Annotated in this window: 22 protein-coding genes; 8 read left to right on the top strand and 14 right to left on the bottom strand. The window is 72.3% G+C overall.

Translation table 11 applies throughout. The annotated features are described in order from the left end of the window. Positions 1-159 precede the first annotated feature (159 nt). Positions 160-1635 carry an APC family permease gene (locus DEJ17_RS07705; RefSeq protein WP_110892836.1) on the top strand — a complete coding sequence of 492 codons (1476 nt, stop codon included), beginning with the start codon at positions 160-162 and terminating at the stop codon, positions 1633-1635. Between the two features lie 109 nt (positions 1636-1744). On the opposite strand, the gene DEJ17_RS07700 is transcribed toward DEJ17_RS07705, so the two are convergent. Beyond that, positions 1745-2470 (bottom strand): LysE/ArgO family amino acid transporter, encoded by a 726-nt coding sequence (locus tag DEJ17_RS07700; RefSeq protein WP_110892835.1) that lies wholly within the window; start codon positions 2468-2470, stop codon positions 1745-1747. A 69-nt stretch (positions 2471-2539) separates the two neighbouring features. Here DEJ17_RS07700 and DEJ17_RS07695 point away from each other — a divergent pair, with 69 nt between their 5' ends. Next, positions 2540-3448, top strand: coding sequence for a LysR family transcriptional regulator ArgP (locus DEJ17_RS07695; RefSeq protein WP_110892834.1), 909 nt, complete (start codon positions 2540-2542; stop codon positions 3446-3448). Between the two features lie 73 nt (positions 3449-3521). Here DEJ17_RS07695 and DEJ17_RS07690 read toward each other — a convergent pair whose 3' ends face one another. After that, the gene (locus DEJ17_RS07690; protein WP_110892833.1) at positions 3522-4067 is read right to left on the bottom strand and encodes a TetR/AcrR family transcriptional regulator; all 546 of its coding nucleotides are present in this window, start codon (positions 4065-4067) and stop codon (positions 3522-3524) included. Positions 4068-4211: 144 nt separating this feature from the next. On the opposite strand from DEJ17_RS07690, the gene DEJ17_RS07685 reads away from it, so the two are divergent. Beyond that, a complete protein-coding gene (locus DEJ17_RS07685) occupies positions 4212-5246 on the top strand; it encodes an aldo/keto reductase (protein WP_110892832.1) in 1035 nt (344 codons plus the stop codon). A 35-nt stretch (positions 5247-5281) separates the two neighbouring features. Here DEJ17_RS07685 and DEJ17_RS07680 read toward each other — a convergent pair whose 3' ends face one another. Beyond that, positions 5282-6061 carry a DNA-formamidopyrimidine glycosylase family protein gene (locus DEJ17_RS07680; RefSeq protein ID WP_110892831.1) on the bottom strand — a complete coding sequence of 260 codons (780 nt, stop codon included), beginning with the start codon at positions 6059-6061 and terminating at the stop codon, positions 5282-5284. Positions 6062-6195: 134 nt separating this feature from the next. Then, a complete protein-coding gene (locus tag DEJ17_RS07675) occupies positions 6196-10959 on the bottom strand; it encodes a DEAD/DEAH box helicase (RefSeq protein ID WP_110892830.1) in 4764 nt (1587 codons plus the stop codon). A gap of 158 nt (positions 10960-11117) precedes the next feature. Here DEJ17_RS07675 and DEJ17_RS07670 point away from each other — a divergent pair, with 158 nt between their 5' ends. Continuing rightward, positions 11118-11789 (top strand): PadR family transcriptional regulator, encoded by a 672-nt coding sequence (locus DEJ17_RS07670; protein WP_110892829.1) that lies wholly within the window; start codon positions 11118-11120, stop codon positions 11787-11789. A gap of 124 nt (positions 11790-11913) precedes the next feature. Here the strand turns inward: DEJ17_RS07670 and DEJ17_RS07665 are convergent, their stop codons facing one another. Next, positions 11914-12534, bottom strand: a complete 621-nt coding sequence (locus DEJ17_RS07665; RefSeq protein WP_110892828.1) for an alpha/beta hydrolase — start codon at positions 12532-12534, stop codon at positions 11914-11916. Positions 12535-12607: 73 nt separating this feature from the next. Here DEJ17_RS07665 and DEJ17_RS07660 point away from each other — a divergent pair, with 73 nt between their 5' ends. Beyond that, positions 12608-13150: an NUDIX hydrolase family protein gene (locus tag DEJ17_RS07660; RefSeq protein ID WP_110892827.1), complete on the top strand. Its 543-nt coding sequence runs from the start codon at positions 12608-12610 to the stop codon at positions 13148-13150. Between the two features lie 68 nt (positions 13151-13218). Here the strand turns inward: DEJ17_RS07660 and DEJ17_RS07655 are convergent, their stop codons facing one another. Next, positions 13219-13422 (bottom strand): CsbD family protein, encoded by a 204-nt coding sequence (locus DEJ17_RS07655; RefSeq protein WP_110892826.1) that lies wholly within the window; start codon positions 13420-13422, stop codon positions 13219-13221. A gap of 257 nt (positions 13423-13679) precedes the next feature. Further along, positions 13680-15296 carry a DEAD/DEAH box helicase gene (locus DEJ17_RS07650; RefSeq protein ID WP_110892825.1) on the bottom strand — a complete coding sequence of 539 codons (1617 nt, stop codon included), beginning with the start codon at positions 15294-15296 and terminating at the stop codon, positions 13680-13682. A gap of 289 nt (positions 15297-15585) precedes the next feature. On the opposite strand from DEJ17_RS07650, the gene DEJ17_RS07645 reads away from it, so the two are divergent. Then, positions 15586-16419: an endo alpha-1,4 polygalactosaminidase gene (locus tag DEJ17_RS07645; RefSeq protein ID WP_110892824.1), complete on the top strand. Its 834-nt coding sequence runs from the start codon at positions 15586-15588 to the stop codon at positions 16417-16419. A gap of 144 nt (positions 16420-16563) precedes the next feature. On the opposite strand, the gene DEJ17_RS07640 is transcribed toward DEJ17_RS07645, so the two are convergent. From DEJ17_RS07640 to DEJ17_RS07625, 4 genes are all read right to left on the bottom strand, one after another. Continuing rightward, positions 16564-16923 (bottom strand): GntR family transcriptional regulator, encoded by a 360-nt coding sequence (locus tag DEJ17_RS07640; RefSeq protein ID WP_258366711.1) that lies wholly within the window; start codon positions 16921-16923, stop codon positions 16564-16566. Positions 16924-16933: 10 nt separating this feature from the next. Then, positions 16934-17506: a DUF1684 domain-containing protein gene (locus DEJ17_RS07635; protein ID WP_110892822.1), complete on the bottom strand. Its 573-nt coding sequence runs from the start codon at positions 17504-17506 to the stop codon at positions 16934-16936. 132 nt (positions 17507-17638) lie between these two features. Further along, positions 17639-18121 carry a hypothetical protein gene (locus tag DEJ17_RS07630; protein ID WP_110859471.1) on the bottom strand — a complete coding sequence of 161 codons (483 nt, stop codon included), beginning with the start codon at positions 18119-18121 and terminating at the stop codon, positions 17639-17641. 77 nt (positions 18122-18198) lie between these two features. Continuing rightward, positions 18199-18837, bottom strand: coding sequence for a GNAT family N-acetyltransferase (locus DEJ17_RS07625; protein WP_110892821.1), 639 nt, complete (start codon positions 18835-18837; stop codon positions 18199-18201). Positions 18838-18927: 90 nt separating this feature from the next. Between DEJ17_RS07625 and DEJ17_RS07620 the strand changes: the two genes are divergently transcribed. Together DEJ17_RS07620 and DEJ17_RS07615 are read left to right on the top strand one after the other, a co-directional pair. After that, complete coding sequence (locus DEJ17_RS07620) at positions 18928-19533, top strand: hypothetical protein (RefSeq protein WP_258366710.1); 606 nt, start codon at positions 18928-18930, stop codon at positions 19531-19533. A gap of 42 nt (positions 19534-19575) precedes the next feature. Next, positions 19576-19878, top strand: coding sequence for a DUF427 domain-containing protein (locus tag DEJ17_RS07615; protein ID WP_110859472.1), 303 nt, complete (start codon positions 19576-19578; stop codon positions 19876-19878). A 29-nt stretch (positions 19879-19907) separates the two neighbouring features. On the opposite strand, the gene DEJ17_RS07610 is transcribed toward DEJ17_RS07615, so the two are convergent. The 3 genes from DEJ17_RS07610 to DEJ17_RS07600 form a co-directional block, all read right to left on the bottom strand. Next, positions 19908-21167 carry an Nramp family divalent metal transporter gene (locus DEJ17_RS07610; protein ID WP_110892820.1) on the bottom strand — a complete coding sequence of 420 codons (1260 nt, stop codon included), beginning with the start codon at positions 21165-21167 and terminating at the stop codon, positions 19908-19910. A gap of 376 nt (positions 21168-21543) precedes the next feature. Continuing rightward, the gene (locus DEJ17_RS07605) at positions 21544-22239 is read right to left on the bottom strand and encodes a CGNR zinc finger domain-containing protein (RefSeq protein WP_027466753.1); all 696 of its coding nucleotides are present in this window, start codon (positions 22237-22239) and stop codon (positions 21544-21546) included. Positions 22240-22286: 47 nt separating this feature from the next. Further along, on the bottom strand, positions 22287-22651 hold a 365-nt coding region (locus DEJ17_RS07600; protein WP_110892819.1), incomplete at its 5' end, for a SprT-like domain-containing protein.

Here is a 22651-nt window from a genome sequence, read left to right as displayed (position 1 = left end):
ACGCACCCGTCGGCCGACCGAACGGTGCGTGCCGGACCGGCGCCGGGCCTCCCGTCCATCGCCGGACCGAGCCACCGTCCGGGCGGACGCTTTGCGTGACACAGTGGTACACCAGTACCCTTCCGAGGTCCGCCGCCAGCCGATGACGGGATCCACCCCATGGCAACGAAGCTCCGCATCAAGTCGATCGAGGCCTCCCTGGCCGACTCCGAGGAGCAGGGCAGGTCCCTGAAACGCTCCCTGAAGACGTTCGACATCGCCGCGATGGGGATCGCGGTCGCCGTCGGCGCGGGCATCTTCTCGGTCGGCGCGAACGCCGCCGCGAACTTCGCAGGGCCCGGCGTCATCATCTCCTTCCTGCTCGCCGCCGTCACCTGCGGCCTGGCGATCATGTGCTACGCCGAGTTCGCGTCGACGATCCCGGTCGCCGGCTCCGCGTACACGTTCACCTACGCCACGATGGGCGAGTTGCTCGCCTGGATCGTGGGCTGGGACCTCATCCTCGAGACCCTCACCGCCAGCGCCGTGATCGCGAAGTACTGGGGCATCTACCTCAGCACCGCGTTCGACGTCTTCGGCATCACCCTGCCGAGCACGATCCAGCTCGGCCCGATCCCCTTCACCTGGGGTCCGGTGCTCATCGTCGGGATCTTCACGGTGCTCCTCGCCTTCGGCACCCGCCTGTCGTCGCGGGTGTCGGCGGTCATCACGGTCATCAAGGTCGCCATCGTCGTGTTCGTCATCGTCGCCGGTGCGTTCTTCGTGAAGGCGGCGAACTTCACACCGTTCATCCCGCCGGCCCAGCCGGCCAAGGGTGCCGAGGGCAGCGTCTGGACCCAGTCGCTCGTGTCCTGGTTCACCGGGGCCGAGCCCGCCCAGTACGGCGTCTTCGGCCTGCTCGCCGCGGCGTCGCTGGTGTTCTTCGCCTTCATCGGCTTCGACGTCGTCGCCACGAGCGCGGAGGAGACCGAGAACCCCCAGAAGACCCTGCCGCGCGGCATCTTCATCGGCCTCGGCATCGTGACGCTGCTGTACGTCGGCGTCAGCATCGTCATCACCGGCATGGTCTCGTACCAGCGCCTGGCGGAGGAGAAGGCGCCGTCCCTGGCATCGGCGTTCGACATCGTCGGGCTGCCGTGGGCCGCAGGCATCATCGCCATCGGCTCCCTGATCGGTCTGACCACCGTCGTCATGGTGCTGCTGCTCGGCCTGTCCCGCATCGTCTTCTCGATGAGCCGTGACGGCCTGCTGCCCCGCTGGTTCTCGAAGACCAACCCGAAGACGCAGACCCCGGTGCGCGTGCAGGTCGTCGCCGGTGTCGTCGTGGCGCTGCTGGCCGGGTTCACCGCGGTCGACAAGCTCGAGGGCATGATCAACATCGGCACGCTGTCCGCGTTCGTCCTGGTGTCGATCGGCATCGTCGTGCTGCGTCGTTCGCGGCCCGATGCCCCGCGCGCCTTCCGGGTGCCGTGGTCGCCGGTGCTGCCGATCATCTCGGCGGTGCTGTGCTTCTGGCTGATGCTGAACCTCGAGGTCGAGACCTGGCTGCGGTTCGTCGTCTGGCTGGTCATCGGTTTCGTCATCTACTTCGGCTACAGCCGCCGCCACAGCCGCGTCGGCCAGCGCATGCAGTAGGGCTCATCCCCGCTGAACACCGGTGTTCGCACGTTGCACACCCGCATCCCGCGGTTCGACCTGTGAACACCGGTGTTCTGCATTCGCCGCCCGACTCGCGGCCGCGCCGCTACGCGCCGACGAGCAGCAGCACGCCGAAGGCGAGCATCACGACGGCGACCAGGCCGTCGAACACCCGCCACGTCAGCGGCTTCTCGAACAGCGGTCGCAGCAGCCGTCCGCCGAACCCGAGCGCGCCGAACCACAGGCAGCTCGCCGCGACGGCACCGATCGTCCACAGCCACCGGTCGTCCGCGCCCTGCTGGTTCGCTACCGACCCGAGGAACACCAGCGTGTCCAGGTAGACGTGCGGGTTCGCCCACGTGAAGACGAGCATGGTCAGCACGGCCGTCCGCATGGTCACCACCTGGCCGGGAGGCGCGGTCCGCGTCCGCCCCACCGCCACCGTCGTGCGGGTGGTCGCGTCGACCCCCGCGTCCGCGCCGGTGACCACCACACCGTCGTCGGCCGCCTCGTCGGTCACCCGCAGCGCGTCCCCGGAGGGCCGCAGTGCACGCCGCGCCGCGAGTACCCCGTAGGTGAGCAGGAACGCGGCACCGATGAACCGGATCACCAGGAGCGCCACGGGGAACCGCTCGACCACGGCCCCCACCCCGAGCACTCCGGCGACGATGAGCAGCGCGTCCGAGACGGCGCACACCACGACCGCCGCGGCCACCACCCGGAGTCCGGCGCTCACGGCGAGGCGGAGCAGGTACGTGTTCTGCACACCGATCGCGACGATCAGCGCGAGTCCGGTGCCGAGGCCGGAGAGCAGCGGGAGGAGCGTGGTCACGGTCCGACGCTAGAGCCCGAAGCCGGTGCAGTACAGCTCACGTTCCTGCACCGCCGTAAGCTCAGCTGCATGACCCGGTTCCACCGTGAGCACCTCGAGACCCTGGTCGCAGCCGTCGACCACGGCACGCTCGACGCCGCGGCGCGTGCGCTGGCGATCACCCCGTCGGCGGTCTCGCAGCGGATCAAGTCGATGGAGCAACAGGTCGGCCGGGTCCTGCTCCAGCGCACCACCCCGGTGCGGCCGACGGCCGACGGCGAGGTGGTGCTCCGGCATGCACGGCAGGTCCGCCTGCTCGACGAGGAGACCTCCCGGGCGCTCGGCGGTGGGGACTCGGTGGTGCCGTCGATCCCGCTCGCGGTGAACGCCGACTCACTCGGCACCTGGTTCCTCGATGCCCTGGCCCTCGTCCGGGCCGACACCGAGGTGGTGTTCGACCTGCACCGCGAAGACCAGGACCGCACCGCCGAGCTGCTCCGCGCCGGCACGGTCATGGGTGCGGTGACGGCCGAGGCGGACCCGGTGCAGGGCTGCTCGTCGGTGCCGCTCGGCATCGACCGGTACCGGGCCGTGGCGTCGCCGGAGTTCGTCGCACGGTACCTCGGTGACACCGGCTCCGAGCGGAGGATGCTCCGGCGGCTCGACGAGGTCCCGCTCGTGGACTACGACCGCGCCGACGACCTGCAGCAGGGCTACCTCCGCCGGGTGCTGGGACACGCACCGTCCGGTCCGCGGCACTTCGTCCCGACCTCGGCCGACTTCGCGCGTGCGGTCTCGCTCGGCTTCGGGTGGGGCATGCTGCCGGAGGCGCAGTGCCTCGGAGCGCTCGGACACGGCACCCTCGTCGAGCTCACGCCGGGGCGGCGAGCGGACGTCGCGCTCTGGTGGCAGCGGTGGAACCTCGCCTCACCGCTGCTCGAGCGGGTCACCGACGCCGTGCGCGCGATCGCGGCGGAGCGGCTCCACCCGGCGCCCTGAACACCAGAGGCCGGCGGCGCGCCGGGCGACCGCACGGCCGGTCGACCGCACGGCCGGTCGACCGCCAGGCCGGTCAGGCCGTCGCCCGGTACCGCAACCCGTCGACGAGCAGCCCGACCATGAGCTGGCTCTGCTCCGCCGTGGGTGCTCCGTGGCACAGGTCGGCGACGGCACGCAGGAGCTGTGGGGCATCGACGTCGGGCCGGATCGTGCCCGCTGCCGCAGCGGCGGCGAGCAGTCCCCCGAGCGCGTCGCCGAGCCGACCGATGAAGTAGTCGGGCAGTGCTTCGAACGCCGGGTCCCCGGAGTGCAGTGCCGCGGCCAGCCCCCGCTTCGTCGCGACGAACTCGGTGAACCGCTGCAGCCACCGCGCGAGTGCCTCGTCGGGGGCGTGGGCGGCGGCGAGGTCGTCGGCGGCGTCGGCGCAGGCCTCGACAGCGTTCCGGAAGACCGCGACCACCAGGTCGGACCGCTGCGGGAAGTGCCGGTACAGCGTGCCGACGCCGACCCCGGCTCGGTCGGCGATGACCTTCGCGGGGGCGTCGACGCCGTCGTCGGCGAAGACCGCCTTCGCGGCGTCGGTCAGGGCGTCGAGGTTGCGTCGGGCGTCGGCGCGCACGGGGCCTCCAGGGTCGGGACGGCGTTGCCGCACATCTGGGGTTGCGGAAACGGAAAAGCGTTCCGTATAGTTCCGGAAGAGCGTTCCACTTCGGACCACGATACGACATCGCGGACCAGGACGCCATCGACAGGAGGCATTCCCATGCACTACCGCACCCTCGGCCGGACCGGCATCCAGGTCAGCCCGCTCGCCCTCGGCGCCATGATGCTCGGCACGGACGGCAGCATCGGCAACGGCGACGAACAGGACTCGATCCGCATCGTCCACCGCGCCCTCGACGCCGGCATCAACCTCATCGACACCGCTGACCGCTACTCGCAGGGCGGGTCCGAGACCCTGCTCGGCAAGGCACTCAAGGGCCGTCGGGACGACGTCGTCCTCGCCACCAAGTTCAACGGCCCGATGGGCGACGACCCGAACCGCCGCGGCAACTCCCGCCGCTGGATCACGACCGCCGTCGAGGACTCGCTCCGCCGCCTGCAGACCGACCACATCGACCTGTACCAGGCACACCGTCCCGATGACACCGTCGACCTCGAGGAGACGCTCTCGGCCCTCACCGACCTGGTCCGCAGCGGCAAGGTGCGGGCCATCGGCAGCTCGGACTTCCCCGCGTCGATGCAGGTCGAGGCACAGTGGACGTCCGAACGCCGGGGTCTGGAACGCTTCCGGACGGAGCAGCCCACCTACTCGATCCTCAACCGGGGCATCGAGCGCGAGGTCCTGCCGGTCGTCCAGCGGTACGGCATGGGCGCCCTGGTCTGGAGTCCCCTCGCCGGTGGCTTGCTCACCGGCCGGTTCCGGAAGGGGCAGGACAGCGACCTGGCCCGCGTCGGCATGTTCCGCCACAACCAGGACGAGCGCCGCATCGACGCGGTGGAGCAGGTCGTCGCCCTGTCCGAGGAGACCGGTGTCCGGATGACCCACCTCGCCCTGGCGTTCGCGATCGCCCACCCCGGTGTGACGAGCGCCCTGATCGGCCCCCGTTCGATGGAGCAGCTCGACGACCTCCTCGCGGGCGTCGACGTCGCGCTCTCGGACGAGGTGCTCGACAGGATCGACCAGATCGTGCCGCCGGGCTCCGACGTCGGTCGGCTCGACCAGCAGTACAACCCGCCGGCCGTCCTCGACGCCACCCTCCGTCGCCGTCCGGCGTCGACCCGCGCCGCCGCCTGACACCGGTCGGCGACCGCTGACGTCCTCCGGGCGGGTCAGGTCTGACAGCGCGGACACCAGTACGTGTCGCGCAGGGTGAGTTCCGAGTCGCCGAGTTCGCCGTGGCGGATCGGCGTTCCGCACCGCAGGCACGGCTTGCCGGCGCGACCGTAGACCCAGAAGCGTCGCCCCGGGCGGTCGACGCCGGTGATGACGCGGGCACTGCGGTCACGGTTCGCCAGGATCAATCGGCTGGCGAGCGTGATCGTCCGCGCCGGGTCCGGTACCTGCCCGACCGGACGCGTGGGCAGCACGCCGCGCAGGAAGCAGAGTTCGTTCCGGTACACGTTGCCGAGCCCGGCGAGCACCCGCTGGTCGAGCAGTGCCAGCCCGACCGGGCGCTCGGGGTCCTCGGTCAGGTTGGCGAGCGCCAGGTCGGCGTCCCAGTCCGGGCCGAGCAGATCGGGCCCCAGGTGTCCGACGACCTCGGACTCCTGGTCGCGCGGCACGACCTCGAGCACCCCGAGGGCGAAGCCGACGGTGGAGACCCCTTCGGCGTCCAGGATCGCCCGTGCCTGGTGTGCCGGACGTCGCCAGCGGTCACCGGGCGCGTAGACGTCCCACCGACCCTCCATCTTCAGGTGCGAGTGCACGGTCAGGTCGCCGATGCGGTGCAGCAGGTGCTTGCCGCGGGGGACGACCTCGTCGACGGTGCGGCCGACCAGGTCGAGCGTCGCGAACGCGGGGACCCGGAAGTCGCTCTTCGTCAGGACCTTGCCCGCGAGCGCGGCGTGCAGGCGGCGGGCAGCCCGGTAGACGGTGTCGCCCTCAGGCACGGGTCACCTCCGACGGGTGCGCGCGTGCCGTCCGGATGGCACGGGTCACCTCCGACGGGTGCGCGCGCCCCGTCCGGACGGCACGGGGCACGTCCGGCACGTGGTCGCTGCACTGCCGGGAGGCACGGCTCGCCTCACACACGGAGCCGCAGCCCCTGCGGGGTCGCCGTGAACCCCGCGGCCCGGAGTGCGCCGCCGAGCGGCGTCTCGAGCACGAAGTCCCCGTCGACCCGCTCGACCGAGAGCTTCCGCAGCCCGGTCCGGACGATGCCGGCGATGGAGGCGGCGGCGGCAGCGAGGTCGGCGGCGTCGTCGGTGAAGGTGAGCACCGACTTGCCGCCGCGCTCGACGTACACGATGAGCTTGCCGTCGACGGTCGTCACGAGGGCGCCCGCCTTGCGCCCCGGCCGGTGGCCCCGAGTGGTCTTCGCGCCGCTCGCTGTCCCGCTGCCGAGGGTGCTCTCGGCTCCGGCGGCATCGTCGGCCACGACGCCTGGATCGGCGTCTCCCGTCGGCCACGGCAGCGAGGCTCCGAACGGGTTCGCCGGGTCGGTCGCAGCGAGCGTGAGCGCCTCGCGCTTCCGGTCCGGGTCGTCGCGCTCGTCGTCACCGAGTTCGCGGGCGTAGGTGCGCAGCCGGTCGACGGTCGGGCCGGTGGCGAACTGGGCGGCACCGAGCCCCTCGACGAAGTACCCGCGACGAGCCCGCCCGGACTCCTCGAACCGCGAGAGCACCCGGTACACCCCGGCGAAGCCGCCGCGGACGCCCTCGACCTGCACGGCGCCGCGGGTGACCACGCCGTACCGCTCGAGCAGCTGTTCGGCGGTCGCGGCAGCCCGGACGGTCGAGTCCGACTCGGCCAGCGGCAGGAGCGACCAGCGCCCCCCGACGGACGGCGGCCCGGACTGCGTCGGCATCGTCGGGCGCCGACGGCCGCGGTAGGCGCGGGCACGCGGAGCACTCGAACTCTTCGCCTTGCCACCGAGCATCGACCGCAGCGGCGCGAACGTGTCGTTCGTGATCTGCCCGGCCCACACGAGGTCCCACAGTGCGGTGGTGAGCGCCTGGTCGTCACTGCTGCCCACGGCCTGGCCCAGCTGGCGGAAGAAGTACGCGCCGCCGCCGGCCAGGGCCCCGAGCACGTCACGCTGCAGCTCGGTCGTCTCGTCGCCCGAGGGTTCGGCGAGCGTCGTCGCCGCGGTGTCGGCCAGGTGCAGGCGCACCCAGCCGTCGTTGCCGGGCAGGGTTCCCCCGCCGGACCACAGGACCTCTCCCGTGGCGGTCAGTTCGTCGAGCATGCTCGTCGAGTAGTCGGTGACGCGCGACGGCAGCACCAGGGTCTCCCAGGCGCTGGCGGGCAGGGCGACCCCGGCGAGCTGGTCGATGACCTGCAGGACCCCGTCGACGCCACGCAGCCCACCGCGGGTACCGGGGGTCTGCACGTGCTGCCACGCGGGCAGGAACCGGGCGAGGGTGTCCGGCGAGACCGGTTCGACCTCGTGCCGCAGGGCTGCGAGGGACTTCGTGCGGATCCGCCGCAGGACCTCGGCGTCGCACCACTCGGCACCCTGGCGGTCCGGGCGGAACTCACCCTCGACCACACGGCGATCGGCGACGAGTCGACGCAGGGTGTCCTGCACGACGGCGATGCCCAGTCCGAGGCGACCGGCGGCCTCCTGCGCGGAGAACGGCCCGTGCGACCGGGCGTAGCGGCCGATCAGGTCGCCGAGGGGGTCCGCCACGGGCTCGACGAAGGCCGTGGGCACACCGATCGGCAGCGGGACGCCGAGGGCGTCGCGCAGGCGTGCGGCGTCCTCGATCACGGCCCAGCGCGTCGCGCCGGCGTGCGAGAACGAGAGCACCCGGCGGTCCCGCTCGAGCACCTCGAGGGTGGTGCGCAGTTCGGCGGTGGCAGCAGCGCGGTCGGTCGTGTCGGCGAGCCAGCTCCGGTCGACGGCTTCGTCCAGGTCGAGTGCGCCGACGAGCCGCAGGACGTCGACGAGACCCTCGGCGTCACGCGCGCGACGATCCGGCGAGAGCCGCTGCAGGTCGCGTTCGACCGAGGCGATGACCGCCGGGTCGAGCAGTTCGCGGAGCTCGGCCCGACCGAGCAGCTCGCCGAGCAGCGTCGAGTCGAGCGACAGGGCCGCTGCCCGGCGTTCGGCGAGCGGGGTGTCACCTTCGTACATGAAGGCCGCGACGTACCCGAACAGGATGGAGCGGGCGAACGGTGACGGCTGCTCGGTCTCCGTCTCGACCAAGCGGATCCGGCGCCCGGCGATGTCGTCGGCGATCCCGAGCAGCGCCGGCACGTCGTAGACGTCCTGCAGTACCTCGCGCACGGTCTCGAGCACGATCGGGAACGTCGGGTACTTCTGCGCGACCTCGAGCAGCTGCGAGGCCCGCTGCCGCTGCTGCCAGAGTGGCGACCGCTGCCCGGGGTTCCGTCGGGGCAGCAGCAAGGCGCGCGCCGCGCACTCGCGGAACCGCGCGGCGAACAGTGCCGAGCCGCCGACCTCGTCGGTGACCAGTGCCTCGAGGTCGTCGCGCTCGAACACGAACAGGTCGGCACCCGGCGGCTCGGCGTCGGTTTCCGGGATGCGGACGACGATGCCGTCGTCGGCGGCCATCGCGTCGCCGTCGATGCCGTGCCGTTCGCGCAGCCGTGCGGCGACGGCCAGGGCCCACGGCGCGTGCACCTGCATGCCGTAGGGCGAGTGCAGGATGAGCCGCCAGTCCCCGAGCTCGTCGCGGAACCGCTCGATGACGAGCGTGGTGTCGTTCGGCACGTGACCGGTGGCCGCGCGCTGGTCGCGCAGGAAGGTCAGCAGGTTGGTGATCGCTCGCTCGTCCAGTCCACCGGCGGCGACGCGGGCGCGTGCGTCGTCGTCCGACGCGCCCTCGACCTCGCGCACGAACGCACCGGTGGCACGGCCGAGTTCGGCGGGCCGGCCGATGCCGTCGCCCTTCCAGAACGGCACGCGTCCGGGCTGCCCGAACGCCGGGCTCACGACGACGCGGTCGTGGGTGATCTCCTCGATCCGCCAGCTCGTCGCACCGAGGGCGAACACGTCGCCCACGCGCGACTCGTAGACCATCTCCTCGTCGAGTTCGCCGACGCGGGACGCCTTCTCGCCGACCATGAAGACGCCGAACATGCCGCGGTCGGGGATCGTCCCGCCGCTCGTCACCGCGAGTCGCTGCGCGCCCGGGCGCCCGGTCAGGGTGCCGTGCACGCGGTCCCAGACCAGCCGTGGCCGGAGCTCGGCGAACTCGTCGCTCGGGTACCGGCCCGTGACCAGGTCGAGCGTCGCCTCGAACGCCGATCGGGGCAGGCCGCTGAACGGAGCGCTCCGTCGCACGAGCTCGAACCAGTGCTCGACGTCGAGGGTGTCGATCGCCCCGGCGGCCACGGTGTGCTGCGCCAGGACGTCGAGCGGGTTCGCCGGCACCGAGATCGACTCGATCTGACCCGTGACCATCCGCTCGACCGTGACCGCGCTGTTGACCAGGTCGGCCCGGTGCTTCGGGAACAGCACGCCGCGGGAGATCTCGCCCACCTGGTGGCCGGCACGACCGACGCGCTGCAGGCCGCTCGCGACCGAGGGCGGCGCCTCGACCTGGACGACCAGGTCGACCTCGCCCATGTCGATGCCGAGCTCGAGCGAGCTCGTCGCGACGACGCACCGCAGTCGACCGGACTTCAGGTCGTCCTCGATGACCGCGCGCTGGTCCTTCGACACCGAGCCGTGGTGGGCGCGGGCGAGCACCGGGACCGAGGCGTCCGAGCCCCCGCCATCCGTCTGCCCGGACCCGCCGATCAGCTGCGCCGGCGGGCGCTTGGCCCCCTGGGGTGCGACGGCGTGCGCCGAGGTGCGGGCCGGTGACTGCGGGCGGCCCCGCGGCACGGGGAGGCCGTCGTCGTCCGGTGACGCCCCCGCCGGCACCAGCACGCCGTCGCCGGCGGCGGCGAGCACGCGTTCCTCGTGGATCTCGTTGAGCCGCGCCGTCAGTCGTTCGGCCAGTCGTCGCGAGTTCGCGAACACGATGGTCGAGCGGTGTTCCTCGATCAGGTCGACGACACGTTCTTCGACGTGCGGCCAGATCGACCCGTTCGTCGGCGACTCGGATGCGTCCGCGCCGACCGGCGGCGCCCCGAGTTCGGTCATGTCGTCGACGGGCACGACGACCCGCAGGTCGAAGGTCTTCTGCGCGGGCGGCGCGATGATCGTCACCGGTGCACGGCCGCCCAGGAACCGCGCGACCTCTTCCGGTGGGCGGACGGTCGCGGACAGCCCAATGCGCTGCACGGGCTTGTCGAGGAGGTCGTCGAGGCGCTCGAGGGACACGGCCAGGTGTGCGCCGCGCTTGGTCGAGGCGACCGCGTGGACCTCGTCCACGATGACGGTGTCGACGTTCACCAGGGTCTCGCGCGCCTGCGAGGTGAGCATCAGGTAGAGCGACTCGGGCGTGGTGATGAGGATGTCCGGCGGCTGACGCAGGAGCTTCTGCCGATCGGACGACGGGGTGTCACCGCTCCGCACACCGACCGTGACGTCCGGCGGTTCGGTGCCGAGGCGTCGTGCGGTCTGGGTGATCCCGACGAGCGGGCTCCGCAGGTTGCGCTCGACGTCGACCCCGAGGGCCTTGAGCGGCGAGACGTAGAGCACCCGGGTGCGCTGCTTGGCCGGTGGGCGGTCCGTCGCGCTGATGAGCCGGTCGATCGACCACAGGAACGACGCCAGGGTCTTGCCGGAGCCGGTCGGGGCGATCACGAGTGCGTGCTGCCCGGTCGAGATGGCGTCCCACGCCCCGGCCTGCGCCGGCGTCGGTGCGTCGAAGGCGCCGCGGAACCACTCGGTGGTCGCGGGGGAGAAGCGCTCGAAGACGTCCGTCATGGTCCGTCCCATCCTGCCCGCCACCACCGACAGCAGGCCGAGCGCACGTACCCCTTGACAGAGCGATAGTTACCGATCTATCGTGAACACATCGCGATACGACGAAGACGATCAGGTCAGACCGGTCGCGAGCCGACTCAGCACAGGAAGGAGTCCTCATGCGCCCCTCGTATGACGACCTCAGCAACACGTCCCCCCGCGACCAGCGCGGGTTCGGCCCGCGCGGCCCCCGCTTCGGCGGCGCGCGGCAGCACCACGGCGCCGGCTTCCCCGGCCGTGATCGCGGCGACCACGACCACGGCCGCGGCTTCGGTGGTCGCGGGTTCGGCCCCGGCTTCGGCCCGGGCACGGGCTTCGGCCCCGGTTTCGGCGGGCCCGGCTTCGGCCGCGAACGCCGTCGCCGCGGTGACGTCCGTCTCGCGATCCTCGGCCTGCTGGCCGAGGGTCCGCAGAACGGGTACGCCGTGATCAAGACCATCGCCGAGCGCACCGGGGGCGCCTGGAAGCCGAGCCCCGGCTCGGTCTACCCGACGCTCCAGCAGCTCGTCGACGAAGACCTCGTGGTTTCGTCGGGCGACGGCCGCAAGACCCTCTTCGAACTCACCGACGCCGGCAAGGCCGAGACCGAGGCCAAGGCCGACGAGATCGCCGCGGCACTCGACGGCGCACCGGGCATCCCGGACGCCCAGCGCGAGTTCTTCGAGGCGCTCCGGAAGACCATGGGCGTCCTGCACATGTACCGCAGCACCGCGACCGAGGAGCAGGCCAAGGCCGCCACGGCCAAGGTGGACCAGCTCCGCAAGGACCTGCTCCAGATCCTCGCCGACTGACGGACAGGAGGCCCGGTGCCAGCTGGCACCGGGCCTCCCGTCCCTCCCGCACATCGTGAGCAGCAATGGTCGGGCCCGCACGTCGGACCCGACCATTCGTGCTCACGAAGCGCGCTCCGCAGCGCTACCCCGCCTCGACGAACGCCGCCACGTCCGCCAGTTCCGCCGTCGACACGGCGTGCGGCAGGCCCGCGTAGGTGCGGTCGGTGACGTCGGTGTGCGCTGCGGCCCACGCCTGCGTCCGGGCGGTGGCCTCGGGCGGGATCACCGGGTCGAGGTCGCCGTGCCCGAGGAACACCCGCGGCCGTACCGCCGACACGGCGTCGTCGCGCGAGTCGGTCACGCCCGGCACCACGAACCCCGACAGTGACACCGCGAACGCGAAGCCGGCGGGCCGAGTGCGCAGGAGCTGGAGCGCCATCGAACCGCCCTGCGAGAACCCGAGCAGCCCGATCCGCGGGTGGTCGGCGGCGACGGAGTCGATCCAGTCGAGCACCTCGGCGGCCACGGCGTCGACCGCCTCCGGCGCAGGGGAGCCGGGTGTGCCGAGCGGGTACCAGCTGAAGCCGGGCCCCCACGGAGTGGGTGCTCGGAGTGACGCGACGGTCCACGCGGGCGGCAGCGCGGGGGCGAGTCCGAGCAGGTCGTGCTCGTTCGACCCCACCCCGTGCATCGCCACGAGCAACGGTGTGCCCGTCCGGTCTGACGCACTCCGAGTCCACTGCACCAAGTCCGCATCGATCATGTGGACAACGCTAACCATCCCCAACTCCCGCGCCTTCCGCCGAACTCGCCGCCGTCCCTGGTAGACACGGTGCATGTCCTCGCTGCGCACCCCCGACCCCGACTCCGGCTGGCTGTCCGACGAGGAGCTCGCGAACGTCCGCCGTCGTCTGCCGATCTGCTACGTCGAGGCGGTCCCCGTCCGCACCGACGGCCTCGGCGTCGTGACCGAGGTCGGCGTGCTGTTGCGGGTCTCCCCGAGCGGTTCGATCGCCCGCACCCTGGTGTCCGGTCGCGTGATGTTCGGCGAGTCGATCCGCACCGCACTGTTCCGCCACCTGGAGAAGGACCTCGGGCCGATGGCGTTCCCGCAGCTGCCGTCGAGCCCGGCTCCGTTCACGGTGGCCGAGTACTTCCCGCTGCCGGGCGCCTCGGTGTACACCGACGAGCGGCAGCACGCGATCTCGCTGGCGTACGTCGTCCCGGTCACGGGGACGTGCGAGCCCCGGCAGGACGCCCTCGAGCTCACCTGGATGAGCCCGATGGAAGCCGCGTCCGACGCCGTCGCCGACGAGATGGAAGGCGGGCGCGGCACACTGCTCCGTGCCGGCCTGGCCTCGGTCGGCGCCCTGCACTAGCCCTGCGCACGACGAAGCCCCCGGGTCCGATCGGATCCGGGGGCTTCGCAGCGCGGTCGCGAACCGGCTTAGTGCTTGTCGTCCTTGAAGCTGTCGGCGACGCCGTGCGCAGCGTCCTTGACGTCGGTGACGCCCTGCTTCGCCGAGGCCTTGCCCTGGTCGGTCTGGCCTTCGGCCTTGAGCCGGTCGTTACCGGACGCGTTGCCGGTGGCTTCCTTGACCTTGCCTGCCGCCTTCTCAGCGGCGTTCTTGATGTCATCGATGCCAGCCATAGGCACTCCTTCCAGAAGCGGACGTGTTCCCCGTCAGCCGCTTGCGCGGCATCCGGTGAAGCAGACCGTACGCGCGACGGAGTGCCCCGCCCCCAGCCCCCGTCAAGGTTCACCCGCGCCCCGACGCAAAACACCGGTGTTCACGGAACACGCTGTGGGATGCGGGGGTTCGAAAGGTGAACACCGGTGTTTTGCGAGCACCGACGAGCACCGACGGGCGCCGACGGGCTCAGGTCGAGCGGGTCAGGCCGCGCAGGTCAGTGGCGGTCGGCAGCGCCAGCCGGCCGGGAGGCGCGGCGCGAGCCACCGCGACGGTTGCCGCCCGACTCGTTGCCGGACCGACCCGCGGCGTAGCCGCCCTCGGACGACCAGACGGCCGACGAGCCGCCGCGCACGACGTCGCTGCTGCCCGAGCGACGGTTGCCGCCGCTGCGGCGACCACCGGTCGAACCGGCGGCCGCGGCACCGGAGCGCCCGGCGCCTTCGGAACGTGCGCCACGGGCCGGACGGCCCTGACCCTGACGGCCCCCGGTCGAACCGGCGGACTCGCCAGCCGCGCCGGAGCGCGCGGGCTGCGCCGCGCCTCCCGAACGACCGCCGCGACCACGGCGACGAGCGCCGCCGTCACCGGCGGGCTCGGCCGAGCGCTGCTTGGGCTGACGCTGCTGGGTGGGCTGCTCCTCGGCCACGTGGCGGATCGGAGCGACCTCGCCGACGAGCGCGGTGACGGCCGGGGAGGTCGCCGTGACGTGCTGCGGGGTGACCTTGATCGCGGCTGCACGCATCATCTGCGCGACGTCGCGACGCTCGGCGGGCATCGTCACCGTGACGACGTCACCGGACGAACCGGCACGGGCGGTGCGACCCGAGCGGTGCAGGTACGCCTTGTGCTCGGTGGGCGGGTCGACGTGCACGACGAGCTCGACGTTGTCGACGTGCACTCCGCGGGCGGCGACGTCGGTGGCGACGAGCACCAGAGCCTCGCCGGAGGAGAACTTCGCGAGGTTGCGCTCACGGGCACCCTGCGACAGGTTGCCCTGCAGGTCGACGGCCGGGATCCCCTGGCTGCTGAGCTGCTTGGCGAGGCGCTTGGCGTGGTGCTTCGTGCGCATGAAGAGGATGCGACGACCGTTGCCCGAGGCGAGAGCGCTCACGAGGTGCTTCTTCGCGTCGGCGTCGGCGACCTCGAACAGGTGGTGGGTCATCGCCTCGACGGGGCTGTTCGCCTCGTCGACGGAGTGCATCACCGGGTTGTGCAGGAACTTCTTGACGAGCTTGTCCACGCCGTTGTCGAGCGTCGCGGAGAACAGCAGTCGCTGCCCGTTCTCGGGCGTCGCCTGCATGATCTTTGTGACGCCGGGCAGGAAGCCCATGTCGGCCATGTGGTCGGCCTCGTCGAGGACGGTGACCTCGATGTCGCCGAGGTTCACGTGGCCCTGCTGCATGAGGTCGGCGAGGCGACCCGGGCAGGCGACCACGACGTCGACGCCGCCGCGCAGGGCGTCGACCTGACGACCCTGACCGACGCCACCGAAGATGGTCGTGGTGTTCAGGCCCATGGCCTTGGCGAGCGGGGCGAGGGCGACGTCGATCTGCGTCGCGAGCTCACGGGTCGGGGCGAGCACCAGGGCGCGGGGGCGGCCGGCGCGGCGCTTGCGGCCGCTGGCGGCGAGGCGGGCGACGAGCGGGATCGCGAAGGCGATGGTCTTGCCGGAGCCGGTGCGGCCGCGGCCGAGGACGTCCTTGCCCTGCAGGGAGTCCGGGAGCGTGTCCGCCTGGATGGGGAACGCCATGTCCTTGCCCTGGTCGGCGAGGACGGAGACCATCGGCGCGGGGACGCCGAGGTCGGAGAAACGGATGTCTTCGGTGGTCATGGTGACCTTTCGAGCCGGAGCAGTCCGGCTGTGGGCGCGCTTGCGAGGCAGCGCGCGGGCGGGATGCGCGCCAACGGATGTGGCTGGCGCAGTCGCCGCAGCAGAGAAGCCTGGGCACCTTCGTGAGGTGCTCGATCATCGACCGGAGTCTGGAGACAGGCGGTCGGGAGTTCGGGGCGTCCGTACGACGCACGAGGCGATCGGCGCCTCGAGTACGACCAGCATAGCGTGCACATCCCCGGAACGGCGAGGGCGGGGTCGTTCGCCCTGCGCGTGCGAGGATTCCGGGGTGCGCATCCGATCCATCCTGCTGACCACCGCGATGGCCCTGGTGGCCGTCCTCGGCACGGCCGGCTGCGCCGAGGCCGCGACGACCGGCGCGGCCGCGAACTACCGCAACCTGCCGACCTCGGGTCGGGTGGACTACCAGCTCGGCGGCGGGTACACCCCGCCCTCCGGCGTGACGATCGTCGAGCGCGACAGCACCGACCGCCCGGCGAAGGGCAAGTACAACATCTGCTACGTCAACGGGTTCCAGACGCAGCCTGAGGCCGCCCGGACGTGGAAGAAGTCGTACCCGTCGGCGATCCTCCGCGACCGTGCGGGCAAGCCGGTCTCGGACCCGGGGTGGCCGGACGAGATGCTCCTCGACACCCGGACCGCGGCCAAGCGTGCCCTGATCACGAAGGTGCTCGCGAAGACCATCGCCCGTTGCGGTGACCGCGGGTTCGACGCTGTTGAGTTCGACAACCTCGACTCGTGGACCCGGAGTGGCAAGCGGCTCACCCGAGCCGGCAACCTGGCGCTCGCGAAGTCGCTCGTCGCCAAGGGGCGCCGGCACGGCCTGGCCGTCGGGCAGAAGAACACGCCGCAGCTCGGGGCGTCCGGCCGGAAGCAGACCGGGTTCGACTTCGTCGTCGCCGAGGAGTGCGTGCAGTACCGGGAGTGCGCCGCGTACACGAAGGCCTACGGCGGGCGGGTCATCGACGTGGAGTACTCGGACACCCTCGAGCGCTCGTGGGGTTCGGTGTGCGGGCTGGGGAGCCGTCCGGCGATGACGATCCTGCGCGACCGCGACCTGGTGACCCCGAAGCACGACGCGTACGTGTACGAGCACTGCTGAGCGCTCGGAACGGTTCTTCCCAGAACGCCTGCGATGCCTGGTCGAATCGGGCGTACCCGGGCGGAACTTCTGACCAGGTACGCCCGGAACGACCAGGTACGCCCGGAAGCGCCCGCCCCGCGAGCGCCGCCGGCCCCGCGCCCGCTACGCCGGCCAGGCCTCCCGCAACGCGGTCGCCGCCTGGTCGGCCGACAGCCCCGCCGAGCGTGCTGCGGCAGCCAGGGCGCGAGCGGCCTCGGCCACGGCGTCCGGCACGTCCGCCGGCCGCACCACCCGGGTGCCGGCGCCACGCGCGGTGTGCACGAGCCCGGCCTCCTCGAGCAGTTGGTACGCCTTCGCGACGGTGCCGGCGGCGAGGCCGAGCTCGTCCGCCAGCCCACGGACGCTCGGCAGCCGGTCACCGTCCACCAGGTACCCAGCGGTGATCTGCGCGGCGATCTGCGATCGGACCTGCTCGAACGGCGGCACACGGCCGCCGGCATCGAGGGCGACGAGTCCTGTCATGTGTTCCACCCTAGAAGTCGTACTGCTCGCCGACGGGGATCGGGACCGGCACGGTGTTGCCCGGAGGCGCGAGCGGGCACGCCCACGCCGGGTCGTACGCGCACGACGGGTTGTAGGCGAAGTTGAAGTCGAGCACGAGCGACCCGAGGTCGTCGCCGCCCAGGTCCGAGCCCTTGATGGTGTCCAGCAGGTAGCGTCCGCCGCCGTACGTGCCGCGGGCCTTGCCGGCGCTCGAGTCCTTGACGGGGACGAACACCCCGCCCGCGTAGCCGCCGTGCTTCCAGACGTCGAGGGTGCCGACACCGGGGACCCGCACGAGGCCGAGGCGGTCGAAGTGGACGACGCCGTCGGTGCCGGTCTCGAAGTCGAACTCGGCGTGCTCCGTGGCCTCGATGCGGACCTGGAACCGCCACGCCGGGTCGTAGTCCGGCACCGGCAGGGACTCGAAGTCGCGTGCGTCCTCGTCGAGCAGTGGCGACGCCGGGTGCTCCGCGAACATCGCGTCACGGGTCTCGCGCCAGAGCGCGTGCGCCGTCTGGGGGTCCGGGGTGGCGCGGACGCGGCGGTACAGGTCGAACGTCATCCGCCGCCAATCCGTCGTCGCCAGTGTGCTGCGCACACGGTCGTCGGTCGTCGGCTCCTGGGGGCGCGTCTGGCTCACGTGGTCGAGGCTACGCCCGCTCCGCGGTGGACGGGAGGCCCGACCCGCGTCACGTCACTCGCCGTCGGTCCGCCAGGTGGGCGCGAGGGCGCGCATCCGGAACGCCCGCCACTGCCAGATGACCCACATGCCGGGCCACAGGGCGAGCCCGAGGACGGCCGGTCGCATCCGGTAGGTCAGACGGTCGAGCAGCAGGGTGCGGCCACCCGGTGCGGGGACGACGGCCATCCGGTGCGACATCGTCATCCGCCCGAACAACCCGGACGTGCCGCCGCCGTTGTCGCGCTGCACGGGGACCCCCTGTACTTCGTACAGGTCGAGGTCGACGTGCGTGTCGCCGCTCGGCACCAACCCGAAGGCGTCCGCGGTGATCGGGTGCGGGTGTCCGGGCTCCCAGCGCTCCGGGAACCCCCGGGGGTCGCGCGAGCGGTACGCCAGGAACGGCTTCGTCACCGCCACCATCACGGACGGGGACAGCAGGGCATCGCGCACGGCGTCGACCGGCGCATCGAGGACGATCCGGAGGCCGACGTGCATGGCGGTGACGCTACGCCCGCGGGCTGGACGGTGCGCCGTGGCCCGGTGGGCGACGGCACCGACTCGAACGCAACGACTCAGGCGTGCCGGGCCGACCGACGGCGGGACCCCTCGGCGCGGTCGTGCCGCCGGAGCCGCTCGGCCAGCGAGAGGCGGACCGCCGGCCACTCCGACGCGATGACCGAGAACACCACGGTGTCGCGCAGCGTGCCGTCACGGCCGATCGCGTGGTTCCGCAGCACGCCGTCCTGCTTCGCACCGAGGCCCGCGATGGCCGCCCGGGACTGCAGGTTGTGCCAGTGGGTGCGGAACTCGACCGCGATGCACTGCCACGCCTCGAACGCGTGCGACAGCATGAGCAGCTTCGACTCGGTGTTGATCCCCGATCGCTGGGCGGACCTCGCCAGGAACGTGCTGCCGATCTCGACACGGCGGTTGCCCGAGTCGATGTTCATGAAGGTCGTCGCACCCACCACCCGGCCGGTCGGACGGTCCCGCACGGCGAACGGCACCATGCGGCCGGCCTCGTGCTCGGCGAGCCGCCGGTCGATCTCGGCCTCGACCTGTGCCGGGGCGGGCACCGAGGTGTACCAGGTGCGCCACAGGTCGCCGTCCGCGACCGCCGCCCGCAGGTCTTCCGCGTGCTCCTGCCCGAGGGGCTCGAGGGTCACACGGTCGCCGGTCAGGGTGGGCACGGGGGCGATCTCCATGGACATGCATCCTAGGGTCGCCACCCTGGCGGAAACCGGTCGGACGGCGACCCTGTGGAGAGGGACAGCATCGCCGGGGCGGCTATCGTGACGGGCGTGGCAGAACGCACCCAGGAGAAGTACCAGGTCCGGTTCGCGTGGGGTCCCGGAGGTGCGGCTCGGATCGCCCACGGCGCCCATCTGCTCGTCTGGGTCGACGCCCTGCCGCCGACCCCCGACGCCGCAGCACAGCGGGGCGCGCTGCGGAACGTGACCGCCCAGCTGCCGGAGGGTCCGGACGTCGTGCTCGGCCACCTCGGCAACGCGGCGGCGATCGCGCAACGCGTGACGGGCCTCCAGGCCGCACGCGGTGACCGGTGCGTCGTCGCGATCGTGGCTGCCGGGCTGCACCACACCGCAGCCCTCGACGACGCGGCCGAGGCGGCGGGCGAGTCCGTCGACGTCGCCGACGCACCCGACTTCGCCGTCGAGGACCTGCTCGCCGCCGGAGCCGTCGTCGACGCGCTCACCGAGGTCGGCATCGACCACACCTCACCCGAGGCCGCTGCGGCCTGCGCGGCGTACACGGGGCTGCGCCGCGCAGTGCGGCACCTGGTCAGCGCGTCCGAGGGAGCCGCCGTCCTGAGCCGTGACGACGTGCACGCGGCGCTCGCCGCGGGCCCCGACCTGACCGTCCTGCGGGAATCGGGGGAGCGCGCGTAGCGTTCGCCCCGTCACGGAACCAGCGAGCGAAGGAGCAACGCCATGAAGGCAGTCGTCGGCGACACGGTGATCGCGGAGGCCCCCGAAGAGGACCTCATCAAGATCGAGGGCAACTGGTACTTCCCGCCGTCGAGCGTGAAGACCGAGCTCTTCACCGAGAGCCCCACCCAGTACCACTGCCCGTGGAAGGGCGACACCCAGTACTTCACGGTGAACGTCGACGGGCAGGCGCTGCAGGACCGCGCGTGGTCGTACCCGACGCCGATCCCGTCGTCGTTCGACCGCGTCGGCAAGGACTACTCGGGCTACGTCGCGTTCTGGAAGGACGTCCAGGTCGTCGACTGACGACCGCCCGTCCGCTGATCGGCTGCGCCTCAGCCGGTCAGGGTGAGCACGACCAGTGCGACGTTGAGCGCCACGATGACCGCCGCGATCACCCACGCCACCACCCGGGTGGTCGCGGCGTTCACGTCGGCCCCCATCACGCTCCGACGCGAGGTGTAGACCACCAGCGGCACGATCGCGAAGGCGATCCCGAAGCTCAGCACCACCTGGCTGACGACGAGCAGCATCGTCGCGTCGGCGTTCAGTGCGAGCAGCACGATCGCGGGCACCAGGGTGATCGCGCGCCGGGCCACGAGCGGGATCCGGACGTGCAGCAGGCCCTGCATGATCTCCGCGCCGGCCATGCAGCCCACCGAGGTCGAGGCCAGGCCGGACGCGAGCAGGCCCACGGCGAAGAGCACCCCGACGACCGGGCCGACGTTCTCGGCGATGGCGCGCTGCGCACCGGGGATGGAGTCGGTGCCCTCGACGCCGGGCAGGGTCGCCGCCGCGAGGACGAGCATCGCGATGTTCACCCCGCCCGCAACGATCAGCGCGAGCCCGACGTCCCACCGGGTCGCGACGAGCACCCGGCGACGCTCCGGACCTGGGGGCACGTCCCCGTGGCGGTCCCGGGCGAGCGCCGAGTGCAGGTACACGGCGTGCGGCATCACCGTCGCGCCGAGCATCGAGGCGGCGAGCAGCACCGACCCGGCGCCCTCGAACCGCGGCACGAGCCCGGCGACCAGGTCGGTCGGTGCGACCCGGGCGAACAGCAGCCCGGCGCAGAAGCCCACCGTCAGGATCGCGAGCATCGCCGTGACCACGGTCTCGAACAGGCGCGTGCCCCGGCGGCTGTGCAGGGTCAGCAGGAGCATCGAGACGAGCCCGGTGATGATCCCGCCGACCACGAGCGGCAGGTCGAAGAGCAGGTAGAGCGCCAGCGCGCCACCGATGACCTCGGCGATGTCGGTCGCGGCGGCGACGATCTCGGCCTGGCCCCAGAACAGCAGGCGCGGGGTGCGTCGCATCCGCAGGCCCAGGTGCTCGGGCAGCGACTTGCCGGTCACCACCCCGAGCTTGGCGGACAGGTACTGCACCATCACGGCACTGGCGTTCGCGGCCACGAGCACCCAGAGGAGCAGGTAGCCGTACTCGGCGCCGGCGGTCAGGTTGGCGGCGACGTTGCCCGGGTCGACGTAGGCGATGGCCGCGACGAAGGCCGGTCCGAGCAGGGTGAGCCCGGCTGCGCGGCGACGCGGGGCACCGGATGGGTGCTCGTCGAGCCGGGGGCTGGCAGTGTCGGTCATGCACCGATCCTGCCAGAGGATTCGGCGAACCGAATCTTTTTCTTCGTCAGTTTGTAGTGCTGGCCGATCGCCACTCGTGCGTGCGTGTGTCGGGTGGTCACGACCTGTCGGCTGGGAGGCCGCCAGCAGACGGTTGGTGACCGCTCGGCGGAGGTGCGCGGGGTGTCGTGACCGCTCGCGGATGGCGGACGGGAGGCCCGTGGCGGCGGCGCCACGCGCCTCCTGTGCGGTCGGGTGGTCGCGACTCGTCGCTTGCGTTGCGTCGGGTGGTCGCAACCTGACGGTTGCGACGCCGTCGGACGACGGTTGGTGACCGCTCGGCGGAGGCGAGCGGGGTGTCGCGACCGCCCGAGGTCGCCCAGCGCTCAGCTCGTGGTCACTCCGCGGCGCGGCGGGCGCGGTGCGCCCGGACCTTCGCCCGGTTGCCGCACCGCTGCATCGAGCACCAGCGCCGGGTCCCGCCACGCGACGAGTCGTAGAACACCAGGCCGCAGTCCTCGGCCGAGCACCGGCTCAGCCGCGTCGGTCGGCCGTCGGCCTCGACGTCGTCGAAGCCGACCTCGGTGAAGAGCGCGACCGCGTCGCGCGCGACGCTCGACAGGGCCTGCGCCAGGCGGACCCGGTTGGCTCCGGCACGGCGTCGGCCACCCGGGAGGCTCGGGGGCACGTCCGGCAGGGCGGCGAACAGGTTGACGGTGTCGATGTCGTCGGGCGCGGGGCGCGTGCGGCCGGCTCCGGCACGCAGGCCCGCTGCCACGGCGGTGCGTTCCGCGGCGGTGCTCGCCGGCGCAGGGGCGGCGGCCACGGCGAGCCGGGCGATCGCGGCACGCAGGGCACGGGCGTCCTGCAGCTCGCGGGCGCTCGCACCGACGTCGATCGGCTCGGTGTGCTCACTGAGCCACTCGTCCAGGTCCGCCGGGCTCGCCAGCAACTCCCCCAGCTGCGAGCGCGGACGCCGTCCGGTGGGGTCGTCGGCGAAGCCACCCGTGTGCGCGAAGTCGAGCGCGATCCGTCCGGCGTCGAAGAACCAGGAGGAACCGGCGTCCGTGCGGATGTGCTGCCCCGTGTGCATCCGTCCAGGCTAACGGGTTACCGGCGCGCCTCCGTGCGTCGGGGACCTCATGCGGTAGTCGACGCCATCGTGGCCGCGTCGTCGTCAGCGGTCCGGCGCCGCCAGGTGATGACGTTCCGGGCGTCGAACCGGCGGGAACAGCGGGCGCAGGCCAGGGGACGGGTCGGCGTGCGGTACCGGAAGTGCTCGTGGCCGGCGGGGCAGGTGCCGATCCAGGGGGCGAGCTCGCTGGCGATCGGCCCGTCGTGCAACCGGGAGCCGGTGTACCCGATCGACGCGGCCGTGCGCTTCCACTTCGGTCCGTGTGCCGCCCGGGCACCGGCGAGGGCGTGCGCGACCTCGTGCAGCAGGACCTGTTCGACGTCGTCGTCCGAGAACCGGGTGGCCAGGTGGCGGCTCACCGTGATCCGCT

This window comes from Curtobacterium sp. MCSS17_011 (assembly GCF_003224275.1).
GTDB lineage: Bacteria > Actinomycetota > Actinomycetes > Actinomycetales > Microbacteriaceae > Curtobacterium.
This window is presented reverse-complemented; position numbering and strand designations above follow the sequence as displayed.